Annotated in this window: 4 protein-coding genes; all 4 read left to right on the top strand. The window is 69.4% G+C overall.

Going from position 1 to position 18116, the window contains the following annotated elements; genetic code table 11:
* Positions 1 to 567: 567 nt before the first annotated feature.
* Positions 568 to 1320 carry a polyphosphate polymerase domain-containing protein gene (locus PLE19_21850; GenBank protein ID HPD17591.1) on the top strand — a complete coding sequence of 251 codons (753 nt, stop codon included), beginning with the start codon at positions 568 to 570 and terminating at the stop codon, positions 1318 to 1320.
* 21 nt (positions 1321 to 1341) lie between these two features.
* Positions 1342 to 2040 (top strand): DUF4956 domain-containing protein, encoded by a 699-nt coding sequence (locus PLE19_21845; GenBank protein ID HPD17590.1) that lies wholly within the window; start codon positions 1342 to 1344, stop codon positions 2038 to 2040.
* A gap of 31 nt (positions 2041 to 2071) precedes the next feature.
* On the top strand, positions 2072 to 3319 hold the full coding sequence (locus tag PLE19_21840) for an HlyD family efflux transporter periplasmic adaptor subunit (GenBank protein HPD17589.1): 1248 nt from the start codon (positions 2072 to 2074) through the stop codon (positions 3317 to 3319).
* Positions 3320 to 3367: 48 nt separating this feature from the next.
* Positions 3368 to 18116: lamin tail domain-containing protein (locus tag PLE19_21835; protein HPD17588.1), on the top strand; the 14749-nt coding region annotated here is incomplete at its 3' end.

Genomic DNA, 18116 nt, shown 5'->3' with positions numbered 1-18116 from the left:
CCCCCACGCGGAGCGTAGGGGCGAGAAAGAGAAGGTGACGGAGCGTAGGGGCGAGAGGGGTCAAGAGGTGTGGGGGCGAGAATTGTGAAAAAGCGCAGGGGCGAGCATCAGAGCCCCCTCCCGAACGTTCCAGTACGTTCGGGAGGGCAAAACCCCCAGCGCTCGCCCTTCCTGGTACCCTCCCGAAGGTGTTGGAACCTTCGGGAGGGAGGCCCGCCGAGCCCGTGCTTTCGAGGCCAACTGCGGTTTCGGCAAACCCAGGCTTGACATGCGCGGAACCCATTGCTAACATTACGCTCACACGAGAGGCTTAGCCCCCGGGACGCTGCGGCAGTGGCGGCCGGGGTTGTTTGTTGCGTGTCCATCATGGGGGTGCCAGCCGTGAGCGTGAGCCTCTGGCCTGGCCTCATCCTGGCGCTCGATGCCCCCGAACCCTCCCACACCGATGCCGTCGGTTGCCGGGCGCGAATGCGTTCGCCCGGTTGCCCTCCTCTGCGCGCGCCGCACATGAGGGGGAACGGCTTCGTCTGAGGGCTGGGAGGCGACCCGAAGCAATGGAGGCGGGCCTTGCTCGGTCGCAGTCTGGTCGCTAGCCAGCGGTTCGAGTACAAGTACCTCATCAGCGAGGTGCAGGCGGCGCAGGTGCGCGCCTTCGCCTCCTGCTACCTCGTCCCCGACTCCCACATCGTGCCCGCCCTGGGCAACGAATACCCGGTCTACAGCCTGTATCTCGATTCGCACGGCTTGCACCTCTACCACAGCAGCGTGGCCGGCCACAAGGACCGGTTCAAGTTGCGCGTGCGGTTCTACGACGAGCGCCCCGACACGCCGGCGTTCCTGGAGGTGAAGGCCCGCAAGGGCGAAGTGGTGGTGAAGCAGCGGGCCGAGGTGCGCAAGAGCGCCGTGGGCCGCGTCCTCAACACCTACTGCGGTTCCCCCGATGACCTCGTGGCGGCGGATTCGGCCGGCCGCGCGGGCCTCGAGCGCTTCTGCGAGTTGTGCGCGAAGCTCGACGCGCGCCCCACGGTGCTGCTCCGCTACCTGCGCGAGCCGTACACGGACCCCAGCGGGGGGCCGCTCCGCGTGACGATGGACCGCTGCGTGGCGTGCCTGCGCACCGACAGGGTGCTGCTGACCGACGATCATCCCGGCTGGATCGCGTTGCCGAACCAGCCCATCGTTCTCGAAATCAAGTTCACCGACACGTTCCCCCTCTGGCTGTCGGACATGGTGCGCGAGCTGGACCTCGTGCGCGTGCGCTCGCCGAAGTACGTGCGTTCGGTGGACGCGCTGGCGGCTCTGGGCGTAGGCGTGGCCTGATCGCAAGGAGGCCGTGACGCCGTGGACTGGGTGGCCCAACTGCGCGAGACCCTCGAGGCCTCGGCCCCCGCGAGCCTGCCCACCTTGCTGCTGGGCCTCCTGCTGGCGTTCGTGCTGGGCAATGTGACGGCGTGGACGTATATGCACACCCACACGGGACTCTCCTATGCGCGGTCCTTTGTGCAGTCGCTCGTGCTGTTGCCTGTGATTCTGGCCATGGCCATGGCCGTGGTGGCCGCGGCCAACAGCCTCGTCATCGCCTTCGGCCTCATGGGCGCCGTGGCCATCGTGCGCTTCCGCACGATCCTCAAGGACACGCGCGACACGGCCTTCCTGCTCCTCACCCTGGTGATCGGCCTCGCCACGGGCACCGGGGCATTCGAGATCGCCGTCCTGGGCACGGTGGCCATCTGCGCCATCACCTTCCTGATGCACCTGACGTCGTTCGGCTCGCGGCAGCATTTCGACGTGTTGCTGAGCTTCCGCCTCCTGGGCGGCGCCCAGGCTCTCGGCGCCCTGCGCCCCGTGCTCTCGCGCCACTGCCGCCGAGCCGTCCTGGCCTCGCAACGCGTCAGCGATGCCGCCGGGGCCGCCGACTTCTCCTATCGCCTTCTGCTGCGGGACCCGCAGCGGTCCGCCGAGCTGGCCGCCGACCTGGCCGAGGCCGCGGGAGTGTCCCACGTCTCGATGATCCAGCGCGACGAGGAGGGCGAGGTCTGACGCATCAAGGAGGCAACGAAGGGCACCGCCCATGAGAAAACCACGCCGCATCCGCACACCCATCCGGCGGTATCTGAACCTGTTCCGCCTGCGCGTGATCCCGCTGGCCCTCTGGGCGGGAGCCGTGGCGGGGGTGGCGATGCTCTGGAGCAGCCGCGTCACGCGGATGGATGCTCCGGCGCAGATTGACGCCCTGCGCCAGGCCACGCTGGCGCCCGTGCAGACCGGCACCCTCGCGAGCGTGGCCGTGGGCCTCTCCGAGGAGGTGAGGGCCGGGCAGGTGCTGGTGCGCCTGGACGATGCGGCCGTGCGCGCGGAACTCGAGGTGGCCCAGGCCGAGCTGAAGCGCCTCGAGGCTGAGCTGCCCGCCGCCGAGTTGCGCCTGCGGCAGGAGGCCGAGGCACGCAAGCTCGACCTTCTGGCCCTCGACCGCACCTACAGCGTCCGCACCGAGCAGATGCGGCTGGCCAAGCTCAACCACCTCATCGAGATCGAGAACGAGCAGGTCAACGCCGAACGTCTCGCCGCCTTGCTGCGGCGGCAGGAGGTGATGCACCAGCGCGGGGTCATCGGCGACCAGATTCTGGACGACACCCGGTATCAGCTCGAGGCGTCTCGGAAGAAGATCAAGGCCACGCGCGAGGCCATCGCGGTCGTGGACCAGCAGGTGCAGGCCGCCCAGGCGCGCGAGCGGGTGGGCGAGCCCGTGCTGGGGCAGGAGAGCCTGGAGGTGGCCCTGGCGCCGTTGCGCCGCGCCGTGGATGCCCAGCTGGAGCGCATCCGCGAAATCCAGGCCCGGCGCCAGGCGCTCGCGCTCGCCTCCCCCATTGACGGGGTCGTCACGGCCGTCTACCACTGGGAGGGCGAGACGGTGCGGGCCGGCGACCCCGTGCTGATGGTGGCTGATCCGCGGACCCTGTACGTCGTGAGCTTCATCGAGCCGGGCGCGCCCATCGAGCCGGCGGCGGGCATGGAGGTCGAGGTCCGTCGCAAGACCATCCCCATCCAGGTGGCCACGGCCCGCGTCATCGAGGTTGGCGCGCAGGTCGAGCGCATCCCGTCGCGTCTGTCGGGGCCGGCCCGCGCCCAGCGGCGCTGGGGGCGACGCGTGCTCATCGAGCTGCCGCCCAGCATGCAGCCGCAGGCCGGCAACCTCCCCTGGAACGAGGCCGGCGCCCCGCAACTGGGCGAGACGCTCTTCGTCAGATTCTCGTCGCCGCGCCGCTCGACGGCCCTTCTTCAGGCCGAGCCGCTCGACGAGCCCGTGCCGCCGCTCTGACCCGTGCCGGCCTCGCGCCGCACCGCCCCCTCTTGACGGGTACATCTCATGGGCCGCAAGTCGCGCCACCACCCTGCCTCACGCCGTCGTCGACGGGCCGCGCCGCGCGGGCGCGCCCCGCTGCGTCTTGAGGGCCTCGAGCCGCGCGTCCTCCTGGCCGGCACCCTTTACATTAGCGAGTTCATGGCCCTCAACGACAGCATCCTCGCCGACGAGGACGGCGACTACTCCGACTGGATCGAAATCCACAACCCCGGCGCCACGACTGTGAGCCTGAACGGTTGGTACCTGACCGACCGTGCGGCGAACCCCACGAAGTGGAAGTTCCCCGACGTCGAGATCCGCCCCGAGGGCTATCTCATCGTCTTCGCCTCGGGCAAGAACCGCGCCACGCCCGGCAGCCAGTTGCACACAAACTTCAGCCTCAGCGGCGACGGCGAGTATCTGGCCCTCGTGCGCCCCGACGGCACCACCGTGGAAAGCGCGTACGCCCCCGCCTTCCCCCCGCAGTTCACCGACCTGTCGTATGGCATCGGCCAGGACCTGAGCGTCACCACCCTGGTGGCGAGCGATGCCGCGTGCACGGTGTGGATTCCCACGAGCGACGCCCTCGGCCTCTCGTGGACAGCCCCCGGCTTCGACGACAGCGCGTGGCTGCACGGCACCGGCGGCGTCGGCTACGTGAAGTTCGTGCCCGGCTTCGCCGTCTGGACCTACAAGGCCAACATCAGCGTGGGGAACCTGGCCACCGCGGAAGCCGTGCTCGCCAACCCCGCGCAGCAGGCCTGGGTCGCCTCCGAGAACGCCCCCGTCATCAACTACTTCAACACCGGCGGCACCGGGCGCTACTCGGCCACCAACTACCCCTTCCCCGGCACCTTCATCAACCAGGATGTCGAGGACTTCGTCGTCCGCGCCACGGCCCTGGTCACCATTCCCACGGCGGGGCTGTGGACGTTTGGCGTGAACAGCGACGACGGCTTCCGCCTCACCATCGTGGGCGCCACGACCACGCAGGTCGTCAACTCCAGCACCCCCGCGGGCGGCGACACCATCTCCTACGCCAACCCCCGCGGCCCGGCCGACACCCTGGGCACGTTCAACTTTGCTGCCGCGGGCACCTACGCCCTCGAACTGGTCTTCTACGAGCGCGGCGGCGGCTCGGGCCTCGAGCTGTTCGCCGCCCCCGGCGCCCGCACCGCCTGGGACGCCACGAACTTCGACCTCGTGGGCGACACGGCCAACGGGGGCCTCGTGGTCGAATCCGACGCCGTGGGCTCCGCCTCGGGCTCGGGCTACGCCGCCCTCATCGGCACCGACGTGCGCACCGCGATGTACAACGTCAACGCCTCCGCCTACGTCCGGCTCCCCTTCGAGGTCTCGGACCCGCTCCAATACGACTCGCTGACCCTGCGCGTAAACTACGACGACGGCTTCGTGGCCTACCTCAACGGCGTCGAAGTCGCGCGGCGCAATGCCCCGGCCTTCCTCCACTGGAACTCCACGGCCACCGGCACCCACGAGGGGGAGCAGGCCCTCGCGGTCGAGACGATCAACATCTCAAGCTACCTCGGCCTCCTCCAGGCCGGGCCGAATGTGCTCGCCATCCAGGGCCTCAATGCCAGCAAGACAAGCCAGAAGTTCCTCCTCGCGGCCGAGCTGGTGGACATTGACATCCTGGGCCTCACCGAGCACTACTTCGCCGTGCCCACGCCCGGCGCCGTGAACTCGACCAATTACTACGCGCGCGTCGGCGACATCCAGTTCAGCCACGAGCACGGTTTCTACAACACACCGTTCAGCGTCACCCTCAGCACGGCGACGGCCGGCGCGCAGATTCGCTACACGACCGATGGCAGCACGCCCACGGCCACCACGGGCACCGTGTACTCCGGCCCCATCAACGTCACGGGCACCACCGTGCTGCGTGCCGCCGCCTTCAAACCGGGCCACGACCCCGCGCCCGTGGCCACGCGCACCTACCTGTTCCTCGCCGACGTCCTCACGCAGTCGCCCACGGGCACCCCGCCGGCCGGATGGCCCACCGGGCCGATCAACGGCCAGATCCTCGACTACGGCATGGACCCCGACATCGTGAACAGCCCCACGTGGGGTCCCCAGCTCCAGGCCGCGCTCACCGCCATCCCCACCATCTCGCTCGTCACCGATCTGGCCAACCTGTTCAACCCCAGCACTGGCATTTACGTGAATGCGGGGCAGGACGGCGCGTCCTGGGAGCGGCCGGTGTCGGCCGAACTCATCAACCCCGACGGCAGCCTCGGCTTCCAGATCAATGCCGGCCTGCGCATCCGCGGCGGCTACAGCCGCAGCGGCGGCAATCCCAAGCATGCCTTCCGCCTCTTCTTCCGCGAGGAATATGGCGCCGCCAAGCTCCAGTTCCCCCTCTTCGGCGACGAGGGGGTGGACGAGTTCGACTGCATTGACCTGCGCACCGCCCAGAACTACTCGTGGAGCTTCGGCGGCGACCCCAACAACAACTTCATCGCCGAGGTCTTCTCGCGCGACACACAGAGCGCGATGGGCCAACCGTATACTCGCAGCCGCTTCTACCACCTCTACATCAACGGCCAGTACTGGGGCCTCTACCAGACCCAGGAGCGCTCCGAGGCCAGCTACGGCGAATCCTACCTGGGCGGCGACGCCGACGACTACGACACCATCAAGGTGGACGACGGCTATGTCGTGGGCGCGACCGATGGCGCCCTGGCCGCCTGGCAGGACCTCTGGAACCAGGCCGCGGCCGGCTTCTCCTCCCTCGCCGCCTACTATCGCGCCCAGGGACTCAACCCCGACGGGACACGCAACCCCGCCTATCCCGTTCTCCTGGACGTGGATAACTTGATAGATTACATGATTGTGATCCTCTACGGCGGCAACCTGGATGCCCCGATCTCTGCCTTCCTCGGCAACGCCAGCCCCAACAACTGGTACGGCATCCGCGACCGAACGGGCGAGCGCGGCTTCGTCTTCTTCGCCCACGACGCCGAGCACACGCTCCTGAACGTCAACGAGAACCGCAACGGCCCCTGGCCCGCCGGCGACACCTTCAACAAGAGCAACCCCCAGTGGATCCATCAGCAGCTCATGTACAATGAGGAGTACCGCCTGCGCTTCGCTGACCGGGTCCACCAGTACTTCTTCAACGACGGCCTGCTGACGCCTGCGAAGGCCACCCAACGGTTCCTTGCGCGCGCAGCCGAGATCGAGTTGGCCATCATTGCCGAGTCCGCCCGCTGGGGCGACTCCAAGGTGGCCACACCTCTCACCAAGGCCAACTGGCAGAACGCCGTCAACAACATCGTCAACAACTACCTGCCCTACCGTTCCGCCATTGTCCTCAACCAGTTCCGCGCCACCGTGCTGCGCGATGGGTCCTCCGCACCGCTCTACCCCAGCGTGGTGGCCCCGTCGTTCAATCTCCACGGTGGCACCGTGGTGACGGCGTTCCCCCTCACCATGTCCGCCCCGGCCGGCGCCATCTACTACACGACCGACGGGTCCGACCCCCGCCTCGTGGGCGGCGGCGTGTCCCCCAGCGCCGTGCTCTACACCGGGCCCGTCGCCCTAGCCGAGAGCGTGCACGTCCAGGCCCGCATCCTGGCCGGCGGCACCTGGAGCGCCCTCAACCAGGCCACGTTCGTGGTCGCCGGCCAGCCCGACATCCAGATCACCGAAATCATGTACCACCCCTCGTCGGGCCTCGATAGCCAGGAGTACATCGAGATCCACAACGCCAGTTCCGTAGCCGTGAGCACCCGCGGCTGGCGCCTGGCCAACGCGGTGGACTTCGCCCTGCCCGAACGGGTCATCCCCGCGGGAGGCTACCTGGTGGTGGCGGCCAACGTCGCCGCCTTCGCCGCCAAGTACCCCACGGTGACGAACTACGTGGCCGGATGGCAGGGAAGCCTGAGCGACACCTCGGAGACGATCGAACTGCTCGACGCCGCCGGCAGGGTCCTCGACCGCGTGACCTACGCCGACGACGGCGACTGGGCGGCCCGCACGAGCGGCCCCCTCGACCACGGCCACCAGGGCTGGGTGTGGGCCGCCGCCCACGACGGCGGCGGCAGTTCGCTCGAACTCATCAGCCTCGCCCTGCCCGACCGCTACGGCCAGAACTGGGCCGCCAGCCTCGTGGCCCAGGGCACGCCAGGAGCGCCCAACTCGGTGGCCAGCACCGACGCCGCGCCGCTCATCCTCGACGTCACTCACCTGCCTGTCATCCCGCGGTCCACCGACCCGGTCACCATCACCGCCCGCCTCCTCGACGAAGCGCAAACAGGGCTGAGCGCGACCCTGTGGTACCGCCTGGACGGGCAACCCAGCTTCGCCTCGGTGCCGATGGCCGACGACGGCGACCACGGCGATGGCAAGGCGGGCGATGGCGTCTTCGGGGCCGTCCTGCCCGCGCAACCAAACGGCACGATCGTGGAGTTCTACGTCGCCGCCTCCGACGCCACGGGGCACATCCGCACGTGGCCCGCGCCGGTGCAGCCCTCAGGCGCCCAAGCCGCCAACCTGCTCTACCAGGTGGACGACGCGTTCGACCCCGCCGTCCCGTGGGCGCCGGGCACCCAGCCCATCTACCGCCTGATCCTCACCCAGGCCGAGCGGGCCGAGCTGGCCCAGATCGGCGCCGCCAGCGACGGCCAGCAGCTCAGCAACGCCCTGATGAACGGCACGTTCATTGCCTTCGACGGCACGGGCCTGAGCGTGCGCTATCTCGCGGGCGTCGGCAACACCGGCCACGAGACGCGCACAGGGCCGCCCAGCAACTACCTCGTCGTCTTCTCCAGCGGAACCCTGTGGCGGGATGCCGCCGCGGTCACCATCAACTCCCGCTACACCCACGCCCAGTCGCTCGCCAACGCCGTCTACCAGGCAGCGGGGCTGATCGCCCCCGACGCGCAGGCGGTGCAACTGCTCGTCAACGGCGCCGACCTCGCCCTGCCCGGCAGCCCCATGTACGGCAGCTACGTGAGCATCGAGGCCCTGGGCGCGGCCTTCGCCCTCAACCACTTCCCCGGCGACCCCCTGGGCAACCTCTACGCCGCCTTCCGCACCGACGACCTGGCGCAGGAGGCCGACCTCCGCTACGAGGGCGCCGCCGCTGCCGCCTATCAGGACACGTACTTCAAGCTCACCAATCGGGACGCCAACGATTGGTCCGACCTCGTTCACATGCTCGACGTGCTGAACAACGCGCCGAACGCCACCTTCCTCGCCCAAGTGAGCCAGGTGATCAACGTCGAGCAGTGGGTGCGCTACCTGGCTCTCGACACCCTGATGATGAACTACGGCCCCGGGCTCAACCGCGGCATCGGCAACAACTACTACCTCTACCGCGGCGTGGCGGACCCCCGATTCGTCCTCGTCCCGCACGACCTCGACGCCGTGCTCGGCCAGGGCCAGGTCTCGGGCGACATCGCCCACAGCATCTTCGCCTTCACCGGCGTGGACGGCCTGAACCGCCTGCTCACCCATCCCGACGTGCTGCCCCTCTACTACTCGGCCATCCTCGACCTCATCGCCACGGTGTTCAATCCCCAGGCGATGAACCCTCTGATTGACCAGACGATCGGCGCCTTCGCCCCGCCGGCGGCCACCGACGCCATGAAGCAGTTCGTGGTAGACCGCACGGCGGCCGTGCTGGAGCAGATTCCGCGGGAGTTCACGATCACCAGCCCGCTGCCCGTCGTCAACGGCTACCCGCGCACCACCGCGGCCACGGCCAGCCTCAGCGGCACCGCCGACGCCGCCCACACCCGCTCGGTGCTCGTCAACGGCAACGTGGGCTCATGGGACCCCCGGACCGGCCAGTGGACCGACAGCCTGCCGACCGGCACTCAGGCGCAGATTCTCCTGCCGCGCGGCTCGGTCTGGCGCTATCTCGACAATGGCTCGAACCAGGGCACCGCCTGGTATCAGCCGGGCTTCAACGACAGCGGCTGGGCCTCCGGGCCCGCCCAACTCGGCTACGGCGACGGCGACGAAGCCACCGTGGTGAGCTACGGGCCGAACCCCAGCAATAAGTACCCGACCACGTACTTCCGCACCACCTTCAACGTCTCCAACCCGTCGCAGATCATCGGGCTCACCGTGCGGCTTGTGCGCGACGATGGGGCTGCTGTCTACCTCAACGGCCAGGAGGTGGTGCGCGACGGCCTGCCCGTGGGCGCTGCCTTCAACACCTATGCCACCATCACCGTGGGCGGCGCCGACGAATCCACGTTTTTCCAGTTCACCATCAACCCCGCCCTGCTCGTGAGCGGCCTCAACACCCTGGCCGTGGAGGTCCACCAGAGCTCCGCCAGCAGTTCGGACCTCAGCTTCGATCTCGAGCTGGAGGCCACCGTGCCCGTGGGCGGCACCAGCATCGCCCTCCAGCCCGGCCTCAACCGCGTCCTCGTCGAGACCTTCGACGGCCCCAACGGCACCGGCAACCGCCTCACGAGCGGCACGATTGACATCTGGCGCGACGTCCCCGGCATGCCCCTCGCCGGCGGCCGCATCACCGCCGACACCGTGCTCACCCCCGCTGCCGGCCCCTACACGGTAGCCGGCAACGTGGTTGTGGACCCTGGCGTCACCCTCACGATTCAGCCAGGCACCACGCTCTTCTTCGAGGCCGGCGCGCGCCTCACCATCGAGGGGCGCCTGGTGGCCGAAGGCACCGCCGCCGCGCCCATCCGCTTCACCAGCGTGCCCGGGGGCGGGCCCTGGAACGGCATCCAGTTCAGCAGCACCCTGGCCGACAACCGCATCTCGCACGCGATCCTCGAGTGGGCGGTGACCGACGATGGCATGGTGGGCCTGGACAACTCGCGCCTGTCCCTCGACCACGTGACATTCGACCACGCCACCCGCCGCCGCATCCGCTCCGTGGCCTCCGCGCTCACCGTCCGCCACTGCACGTTCACCGACGTCTTTGGCGAGGGCGAGCCGCCCGCCACCGACGGCCTGAGCGGGCACATCTGGCTCGCCGGCTCCGCCCCTGGACCCGTGATCATCCAGGCCAACACCTTCGGCCTCCTCAAAGGCCCCAACCACGCTATTGACCTCAGCGGCACAGGCGTCTCGCCCGTGGCGATTCTCGACAACGTGTTCCTCGGCGGCGGCGCCCACGCCCTCAATCTGGACGGCGACGCCCACGTCGAGGGCAACTCCTTCGCGGGCTTCCACAAGGACGGCTGGAACCCCTACCCTGGCCACGCCAGCGCCCTGGCCGTGAGCGGCGCGCACAGCTACGTAGCCGTCCGCAACACCTTCTCCGACGTGGACCACGCCGCCTTCGTCTTCGACGATGCGTTCCTCGTCTTCGCGAACAACACCGTGGTCGGCTCGGCCTACGCCGCCCTCACCTTCGACCTGCCCGGCCAGACGGCCAGCCCCGGGCGCGGCGCCTATGTGGAGGGCGTCATTTTCGCCGATTCGCCCGTCGCCTTTGGCCACGTGCTCCCGGCGACCGACCTCACCATTCATCGCTCCGTCGTGCCCGCGGTCTGGCACACCTACGGGGTAGGCAATGTGGACGAGGACCCACGCCTGGCGGCTGTGGGCCTCACCCTGCTGCCCGGCTCGCCGGCGCTGGGCACCGGCCCGAACGGCCTGGACATGGGCGCGCTCGTGCCCGCCGGGGCCTCGGTGTCGGGCGAGCCGCCGGCCGTCACCCCGCTCGCCAGCGCCACGCTCCACGTCGCCGGGCCGGGCATCACGCACTACCGCTACCAGGTGAACGGCGGCGGATACGGGCCGGAGACGCCCGTGGCCACATCCATCACCCTCAGCGGCCTGGCCGACGGCGCGTACACGGTGCAAGTCATCGGCAAGAACTCGGCAGGCATCTGGCAGGCCGAGGCTGATGCCACAGCCTCGCTCACGTGGACGGTGAACGCCGGCCTCTCGCGCGTCCGCATCAACGAGGTGCTGGCCAGCAACCGCTCGGCCGTGGAGCACGAGGGCACCTTCCCCGACCTCATCGAGCTGGTCAACGACGGCGCCCTGCCCGCCGACCTGTCGGGGATGAGCCTGAGCGACGACCCTGCGAATCCGGCCAAGTTCGTCTTCGCCGCCGGCACCACGCTGCTGCCGGGCGACTTCCTCGTGCTCTATGCCGACGGCGCAGCCACGTCGGGCATCCACCTGGGCTTTTCGCTCGACGCGCAGGGCGAGGGTGTGTTCCTCTTCGCCCCCGCGGCCCAGGGCGGCGCGCTGCTCGACTCGGTGGAGTTCGGCCTCCAGGTGCCCGACCTCTCGATCGGCCGCGTGGGCCACGACGGCGCCTGGGCGCTCACGCGACCGACGTTCGGCGCGGCCAATGTCCCGCAGCGAACGGGCGACACCGCCACGCTTCGGCTCAACGAGTGGTTCGCGGATGGCGACGTGCTGTTCCAGAACGACTTCATTGAGCTGTACAACCCCGACCCGTTGCCCGTGGCGCTGGGCGGCCTGTTCCTCACCGACAAGCCCGGCCCGCAGCCCACGAAACACGAGATCGCGCCGTTGAGCTTCGTGGCGGGCGGCGGCTTCGCCGTCTTCACCGCCGACGACAACGAGGCGGCCGGCCCCAGCCACCTGGGCTTCAAGCTCTCGCCGCACTACGAGTGGCTCGGCCTCTTCGATGCCGCGGGCAACGCGATTGACAGGGTCCTTCACCTCGCGCAGACGACCGATGTGTCGCAGGGCCGCAATCCCGACGGCGCGGCCTGGCCCTTCCCCTTCTTCGCCATTCCCACACCCGGCCTGTCGAACAGTTCGCCTGTCCCGGCCAACATCGAAGGGCTGATGGCCTCCCTCCGCATCACCGAAGTGATGTACAACCCGCCCGATGGCGCCGATCACGAGTTCATCGAGCTCCAGAACACAGGCGCCACAGCCCTGAATCTGGCCGGCGTGCGACTGAGCGGCGGGGTGAGCTTCGTGTTCCCAAGCCTCGAGCTGGCACCCGGGGCCTTCATCGTCGTGGTGAGCGACCTCGAGGCCTTCCAGTCGCGCTACGACACGAGCGTGCCGGTTGCGGGCGTGTTTGCGGGCGATCTCGACAATGCGGGCGAGGACCTCACGCTGCGTCTCCCCGCCCCCTACGACGCCGCGATCCTGGCCTTCCGCTACGGCGACGGGTGGTACCCGACGACGGATGGGCAGGGACACTCGCTAGTGGTCCGCGACGCCTCGGTGCCCCGCGCGGCGTGGGACACTGCGGCAGCGTGGCGCCCGAGCCTGTTCGCGGACGGCTCGCCCGGCGCGCCCGACTCGGGCCTCGCCTCGGGCAAGATCGCGATCAACGAAATCCACTACGCCCCCGACGTGGCGACCGACCTGCTGGAGTTCGTGGAAATCTACAGCGGCGAGGCCACGGACACCGATGTCAGCGGCTGGCGCCTCTCGGACGCCATCGCCTATACCTTCCCCGCCGGCACCGTGCTGCCCGCGGGCGGCTACCTGGTCGTGGCACAGGACCCCGTCGCATTCGAGGCGTGGTTCGGGTTCACGCCCCTGGGGCCGTTCACCGGGCGCTTGAGCAACGGCGGCGAGAGAATCGTGCTGCGCAACGCCATCGGCCAGAAGGTGGACGCAGTGGACTACGGCGCGGGCTTCCCCTGGCCGGTGGTCGGCGAGGCGCCCGGGCCGTCCATCGAACTGCTCAATCCCGCACTCGACAACCGCCTGGGCGCGAGCTGGCGGCCGTCGCTCATCTCGGGTCCCACGCCCGGCGCCGTCAACTCAGTCTACGCAACATCGTTCGCGCCCTTCATTCACGCGGTGAGCCACAGCCCGAAGGAGCCTTTGCCCGGCGCCCCCGTCGTCATCACAGCCATCGTCACCGATGCCGATGGCATCGCGAGCGTGGTGCTCGAATACCAGCTTGTGGACCCCGGGAGCTACATCAGCCTCACCGACCCGCTCTACGCGACGAGCTGGTCTTCCATCGCGATGCGCGACGACGGGTTGGGGGTGGACGAGGTGGCGGGCGACGGCATCTACTCGGTCGAACTGCCCGCCGTCTTGCAGGCTCATCGCCGCCTCGTGCGCTATCGCGTGACGGCCGAGGACGCCGTGGGCGCCTCCACACAGGCCCCGCACCCCGAGGACCCGCAGCCGAACTTCGCCTACTTCGTCTATGGCGGTGTGCCCGGCTGGAACGGCGCCATCGAGCCCGGCAGCAGCGACCCCGCCCGCGCCGCCGCAACCGCGTACGACGGCGCGGCGATGGCCAGCGTGCCCGTCTACCACCTGCTCACGAAGAGGGCCGATGCCGAAGCCGCGCAGTGGCTCGATGGCTACCCGGGCGACGCCTATCCCTGGCTCGGCACGCTGGTCTACAACGGCGTGGTCTACGACCACATCCGCTATCAGGCCGGCGGCGACGCCTGGCGCTACGCCGCAGGCAAGAACGCCTGGACGTTCGACTTCAGTCGCGGCCACGCCTTCGAGGCCCAGGATAACTACGGCAACGACTACGGGGAGCCGTGGGACAAGCTGGACCTCTCCGCCGCCCTCCTGCCCGCCGACACCGGCCTGCGCGGTGAGCACGGGCTGTTCGAGGCGGTCGCCTTCCGCCTCTTCCAACTCGCGGGCGTGCCCGCCAGCAGCACCCACTGGGCCTCGCTCCGCGTGATTGACGAGGCCGCCGAGGCCGGCGCCACGCAATACCAAGGCGACTTCTGGGGCCTCTACCTCGCCATCGAGCGACCCGACGGCCGCTTCCTCGACGAGCACGGCCTCCCCGACGGCAACCTCTACCGCATGGACGCCTGGGAAGGCGTCCTCGCCAACCAGGGCTACCGCGCCGCCTCCGACGGCTCCGACCTCGACGCCTTCCTCGCCACCGCGGCCACCAACCCCTCCGAAGCCTGGTGGCGCGCCAACCTGGACATCGAGGAGTATCTCAGCTACCGCGCCGTCCTCGAGGCCACCCGCAGCTACGACGTGGGCGACGGTTCAAACTACCTCTACTATCTCCACCCCACGACCGGCCTGTGGTCGGTCATCCCTGGCAACCTGCGTTTCGCCTGGGCCGATACGATGCCCGGCAACGGCGCCGAGCCCCTCGCCGCCTCCGTGCTGTCCTGGCCCACCTTCGCCCTCGACTACCAGAACCGCTTGCGCGAGGTCCGCGACCTGCTCCTCAACACCGACCAGGCCTACCAGGTGATTGACGAGTCGGCAGGCTTCATCACCGACATCGTCGGCGTCGACCGGGCCATGTGGGACTACAATCCCATCATGCTCTCACCCTATGTGGACCCCGCCAAGGCCGGGCAGGGCGAGTTCTACCAGGAGTCGCCCACCGGCGGCTTCGGGGGCATGGTCCAGCTCCTCAAGAGCTACATCGCCGCCCGCATCGGCTGGATAGACACACACCTTCTCAGCGATCCGCTGATTCCCGCGACCCCCGTCGTCACCTCGCTCGCGCCGCCCGAGTTCCCCTCCAACGCCCTCAGCTTCCGCGCCTCGACGTTCAACGGCACCGCACCCTTTGCTGCCATGGAGTGGCGTCTGGGCGAAGTCACCGACACCGACAACCGCAGCTACGACCCCCACGACCCGCGCCGCTACGAGATCGAGGCCGTCTGGACCAGCGGCGTGCTGCCCGCCTACGCCAGCGACATCACCGTGCCCGCCGGCGCCGTCGAGGCGGGCCACACCTATCGCATTCGCGTGCGCATGCAGGACGCCACGGGCCGTTGGAGCCATTGGTCCGAGCCCGTCGAGTTCGAGGTCTCGAGGCCCTTCGACCCGCTCGCCGACGCCCTGCGGATCACCGAGGTGATGTACCACCCGAAGGACCCCACCGCGCCGAGCAAGTACCAGGATAACGACTTCGAGTTCATCGAGGTGAAGAACATCGGGCCCGCCCCGATTGACCTCCTCGGCTTCCGCCTCGACAAGGCGGTTGCCTTCACCTTCCCGCAGATCATCCTGGCCCCCGGCGCCCACGTGCTGGTAGTGAGCAACCTGACGGCCTTCGCGTCGCGCTACGACACCTCGGGCATCCTGGTCGCCGGCCAGTACACCGGCTCGCTCAGCAACGCGGGCGAGGAGATCCAGCTCCGCGGGCCGCTCGGCGAGCGGATCGCCGACTTCGATTACCGCGACTCCTGGCATCCGCTCACCGATGGCGAGGGCTTCTCGCTCGTCCCCGTGGATGAGGCGGGCGATCTGGCGAACTGGGACCGCCGCAGCGGCTGGCGGGCGAGCGCCCTCCTGCACGGCTCGCCCGGCGCCGACGATCCAGGCTACGCGGCCGGCGCGGTCGTCATCAATGAGCTGCTCTCCCACACCGACCAGGCGCTCGGCGACTGGATCGAGCTGCACAACACCACCGGCAGCCCCATGGACCTCAGCGGCTGGTACCTGAGCGACGACCCCGCCGACCTCACGAAGTACCAGATTCCGCCGGGCGCAGTGCTCCCCGCCGGCGGCTTCCTGGTGCTCAACCAGCGCGATCACTTCGGCAACGCGGCTGCGCCCGGCACCCGCACCCCGTTCGCCTTCAGCGAGCTCGGCGAGAACGCCTTCCTCTCCTCGCCCGACCCCAGCGGCCAGGCAGGCGGTTACCGCGAGAGCGTGGCCTTCGGCGCGGCCGGCCGCGAGGTGCCCTTCGGCCGCTACGTCACGAGCACGGGCCGAGTGGACTTTGTGGCGATGAGCGCCCCCACGCCCGGTGGCGCGAACGCCTACCCACTCGTGGGTCCCGTCGTCATCAACGAAATCATGTACCATCCCGCCACGGCGGGCGGCCACGAGTTCCTCGAACTGCACAACACATCCAGCGCCCCCGTCCCCCTCTACGACCTGGCAAACCCCGACAACACGTGGAAGTTCTTTGACGCCATCGAGTTCCGCTTCCCCGCCTACACCACGCTCCCGGCCGACGGCTACCTGCTCGTGGTGGGCATTGACCCGGCGACGTTCCGCGCGACCTATGGCGTGCCTGCCGAGGTTCCCATCTTCGGCCCTTACGTTGGCGCCCTGGCCAACGAAGGCGAGTCCATCAAGCTCTATCGCCCCGGCGCGCCCGAGGGCAACGGCTACGTGCCCTACATCCTCGTGGAGCTCGTGGATTACGACGACCGCCTGCCCTGGCCCGAGGAGCCCGACGGCGAGGGCCCGGCCCTGGCGCGATGGAGTGGGGCGCTCTACGGCAACGACCCTGCCGCCTGGGGCGCGAGCGGGCCGGGCAGCACCCCCGGCCGGGCCAACGAGTTCCTCGACGCCACGCCGCCCACGGCGCCCGTCAGCCCGAGCGCCGTTGCCGCAAGCAGTTCGCGGATTGACCTCTCCTGGGGCGCGGCCTCCGACCCCGAGAGCGGCATCGCCTTCTACCGCATCTACCGCGATGGCGTGTTGCGCCAGACTGCGGCCACGACGAGCTTCAGCGACACCGGCCTGGCCGAGGACCGCACCTATGCCTATCAGATTGCGGCCGTGAACGGCGACGGCCGGGAGAGCGCCCGTACAACGGTGCTGCTCGCCACGCCCAAGCCCGGCCTTCAGGCCGCCACCGCCTTCGACGCCACGCACGTGGCCGTCACATTCGGCAAGCCCGTCCAGCAGGCGTCCGCCGAGAGTCGGGGCAACTACCTCCTCACCGACCCCGCGGCCCAGCCCGTGGCGATCCTGGGCGCCGAGCTTCAGCGCGATGCCCGGACGGTGAATCTCGTGCTCGCCGCGCCGCTGTCGGATGGCGTGCTCTACACGCTCACCGTGAACAATGTGACCGATGGCTCAGGCAACGCCGTCGCGCCGAACTCGCAGCGAAGCTTCACCTACACGGCCTGGCAGAGCCAGGACATCGGGGCCGTGGCCGCCGCGGGCAGCACGCAACTCCTGGGCGGCACCTTCACCATTCAGGCCTCGGGGGCGGGCACGGGCGGCTACGGCGACGAATTCCGCTACGTGTTCAAGACCTTGAGCGGCGACGGCGAGATCATCGCCCGCATCGCCAGCCTCACCCCCACCCATCCCGCAGCCGCGGCGGGCCTGATGTTCCGCAGCAGCCTGGCGGCGAACGCCAGTTACGTCTTGGCCGCCCTCACGGCCGGCGCAGGCTCCGCCTTCCAGTGCCGCGGCGCCACCGCCGACGCCGCCGAATACGAGAGCGGAACGGGCGCAGCCCCGCTGTGGCTGCGCCTCGCGCGCTCCGGCAACACCTTCCGCAGCTATGTGTCCGCCGACGGCGTCGCGTGGACGCTGTTGGCCGAGGACACTGCGGCGATGGGCACGGTCGCCTACGTGGGCCTCGCCGTCACGAGCCACAACGACGGCGTCCTCGCCACGGCTGTGATGGACAGCGTGAGCGTGACCCCGCACGAGCCGCCCACGATTTCCCTCACCGGCCCGGCCAGCGACGTGTCGGTGAACCACAACCAGACAGTCACGATCAGGTGGACGGACGCCGACGCCGACAGCGACGCCTCGATCTGGCTTGCCCTTGACCCCGACGACGGCGATGAGCCCTGGGCCGATGCCGACCACACCTGGATCGCCCAGGGCCTCTCCGAGGACCCCGACGGCGCGGGCGATCAGTTCGTCTGGCAGCCGGGCACCACGCCGCCCGGCACCTACACCATCTGGGCACGCATTGACGATGGCGACCACGCTCCCGCCTACAGCCGCGCGGTCGGGCGGGTGACGGTTCTCCCCAATGCCTCGCCCACGCTCACTGCGGTTGCGGCCCTGCCAGGCGCGGTCGAGGACACGGGCTTCACGATCTCTTATGCCGCGCTCCTGGGCGCCTCGAACGCCAGCGACCCCGACGGCGACCCGCTGA

Source organism: Planctomycetota bacterium (genome assembly GCA_035384565.1).
GTDB lineage: Bacteria > Planctomycetota > PUPC01 > DSUN01 > DSUN01 > DAOOIT01.
This window is presented reverse-complemented; position numbering and strand designations above follow the sequence as displayed.

Bases quoted from the DNA above. Each gene is read 5' to 3' on its own strand.
- PLE19_21840 (HPD17589.1), top strand. From the start codon at position 2,072: ATGAGAAAACCACGCCGCATCCGCACACCCATCCGGCGGTATCTGAAC.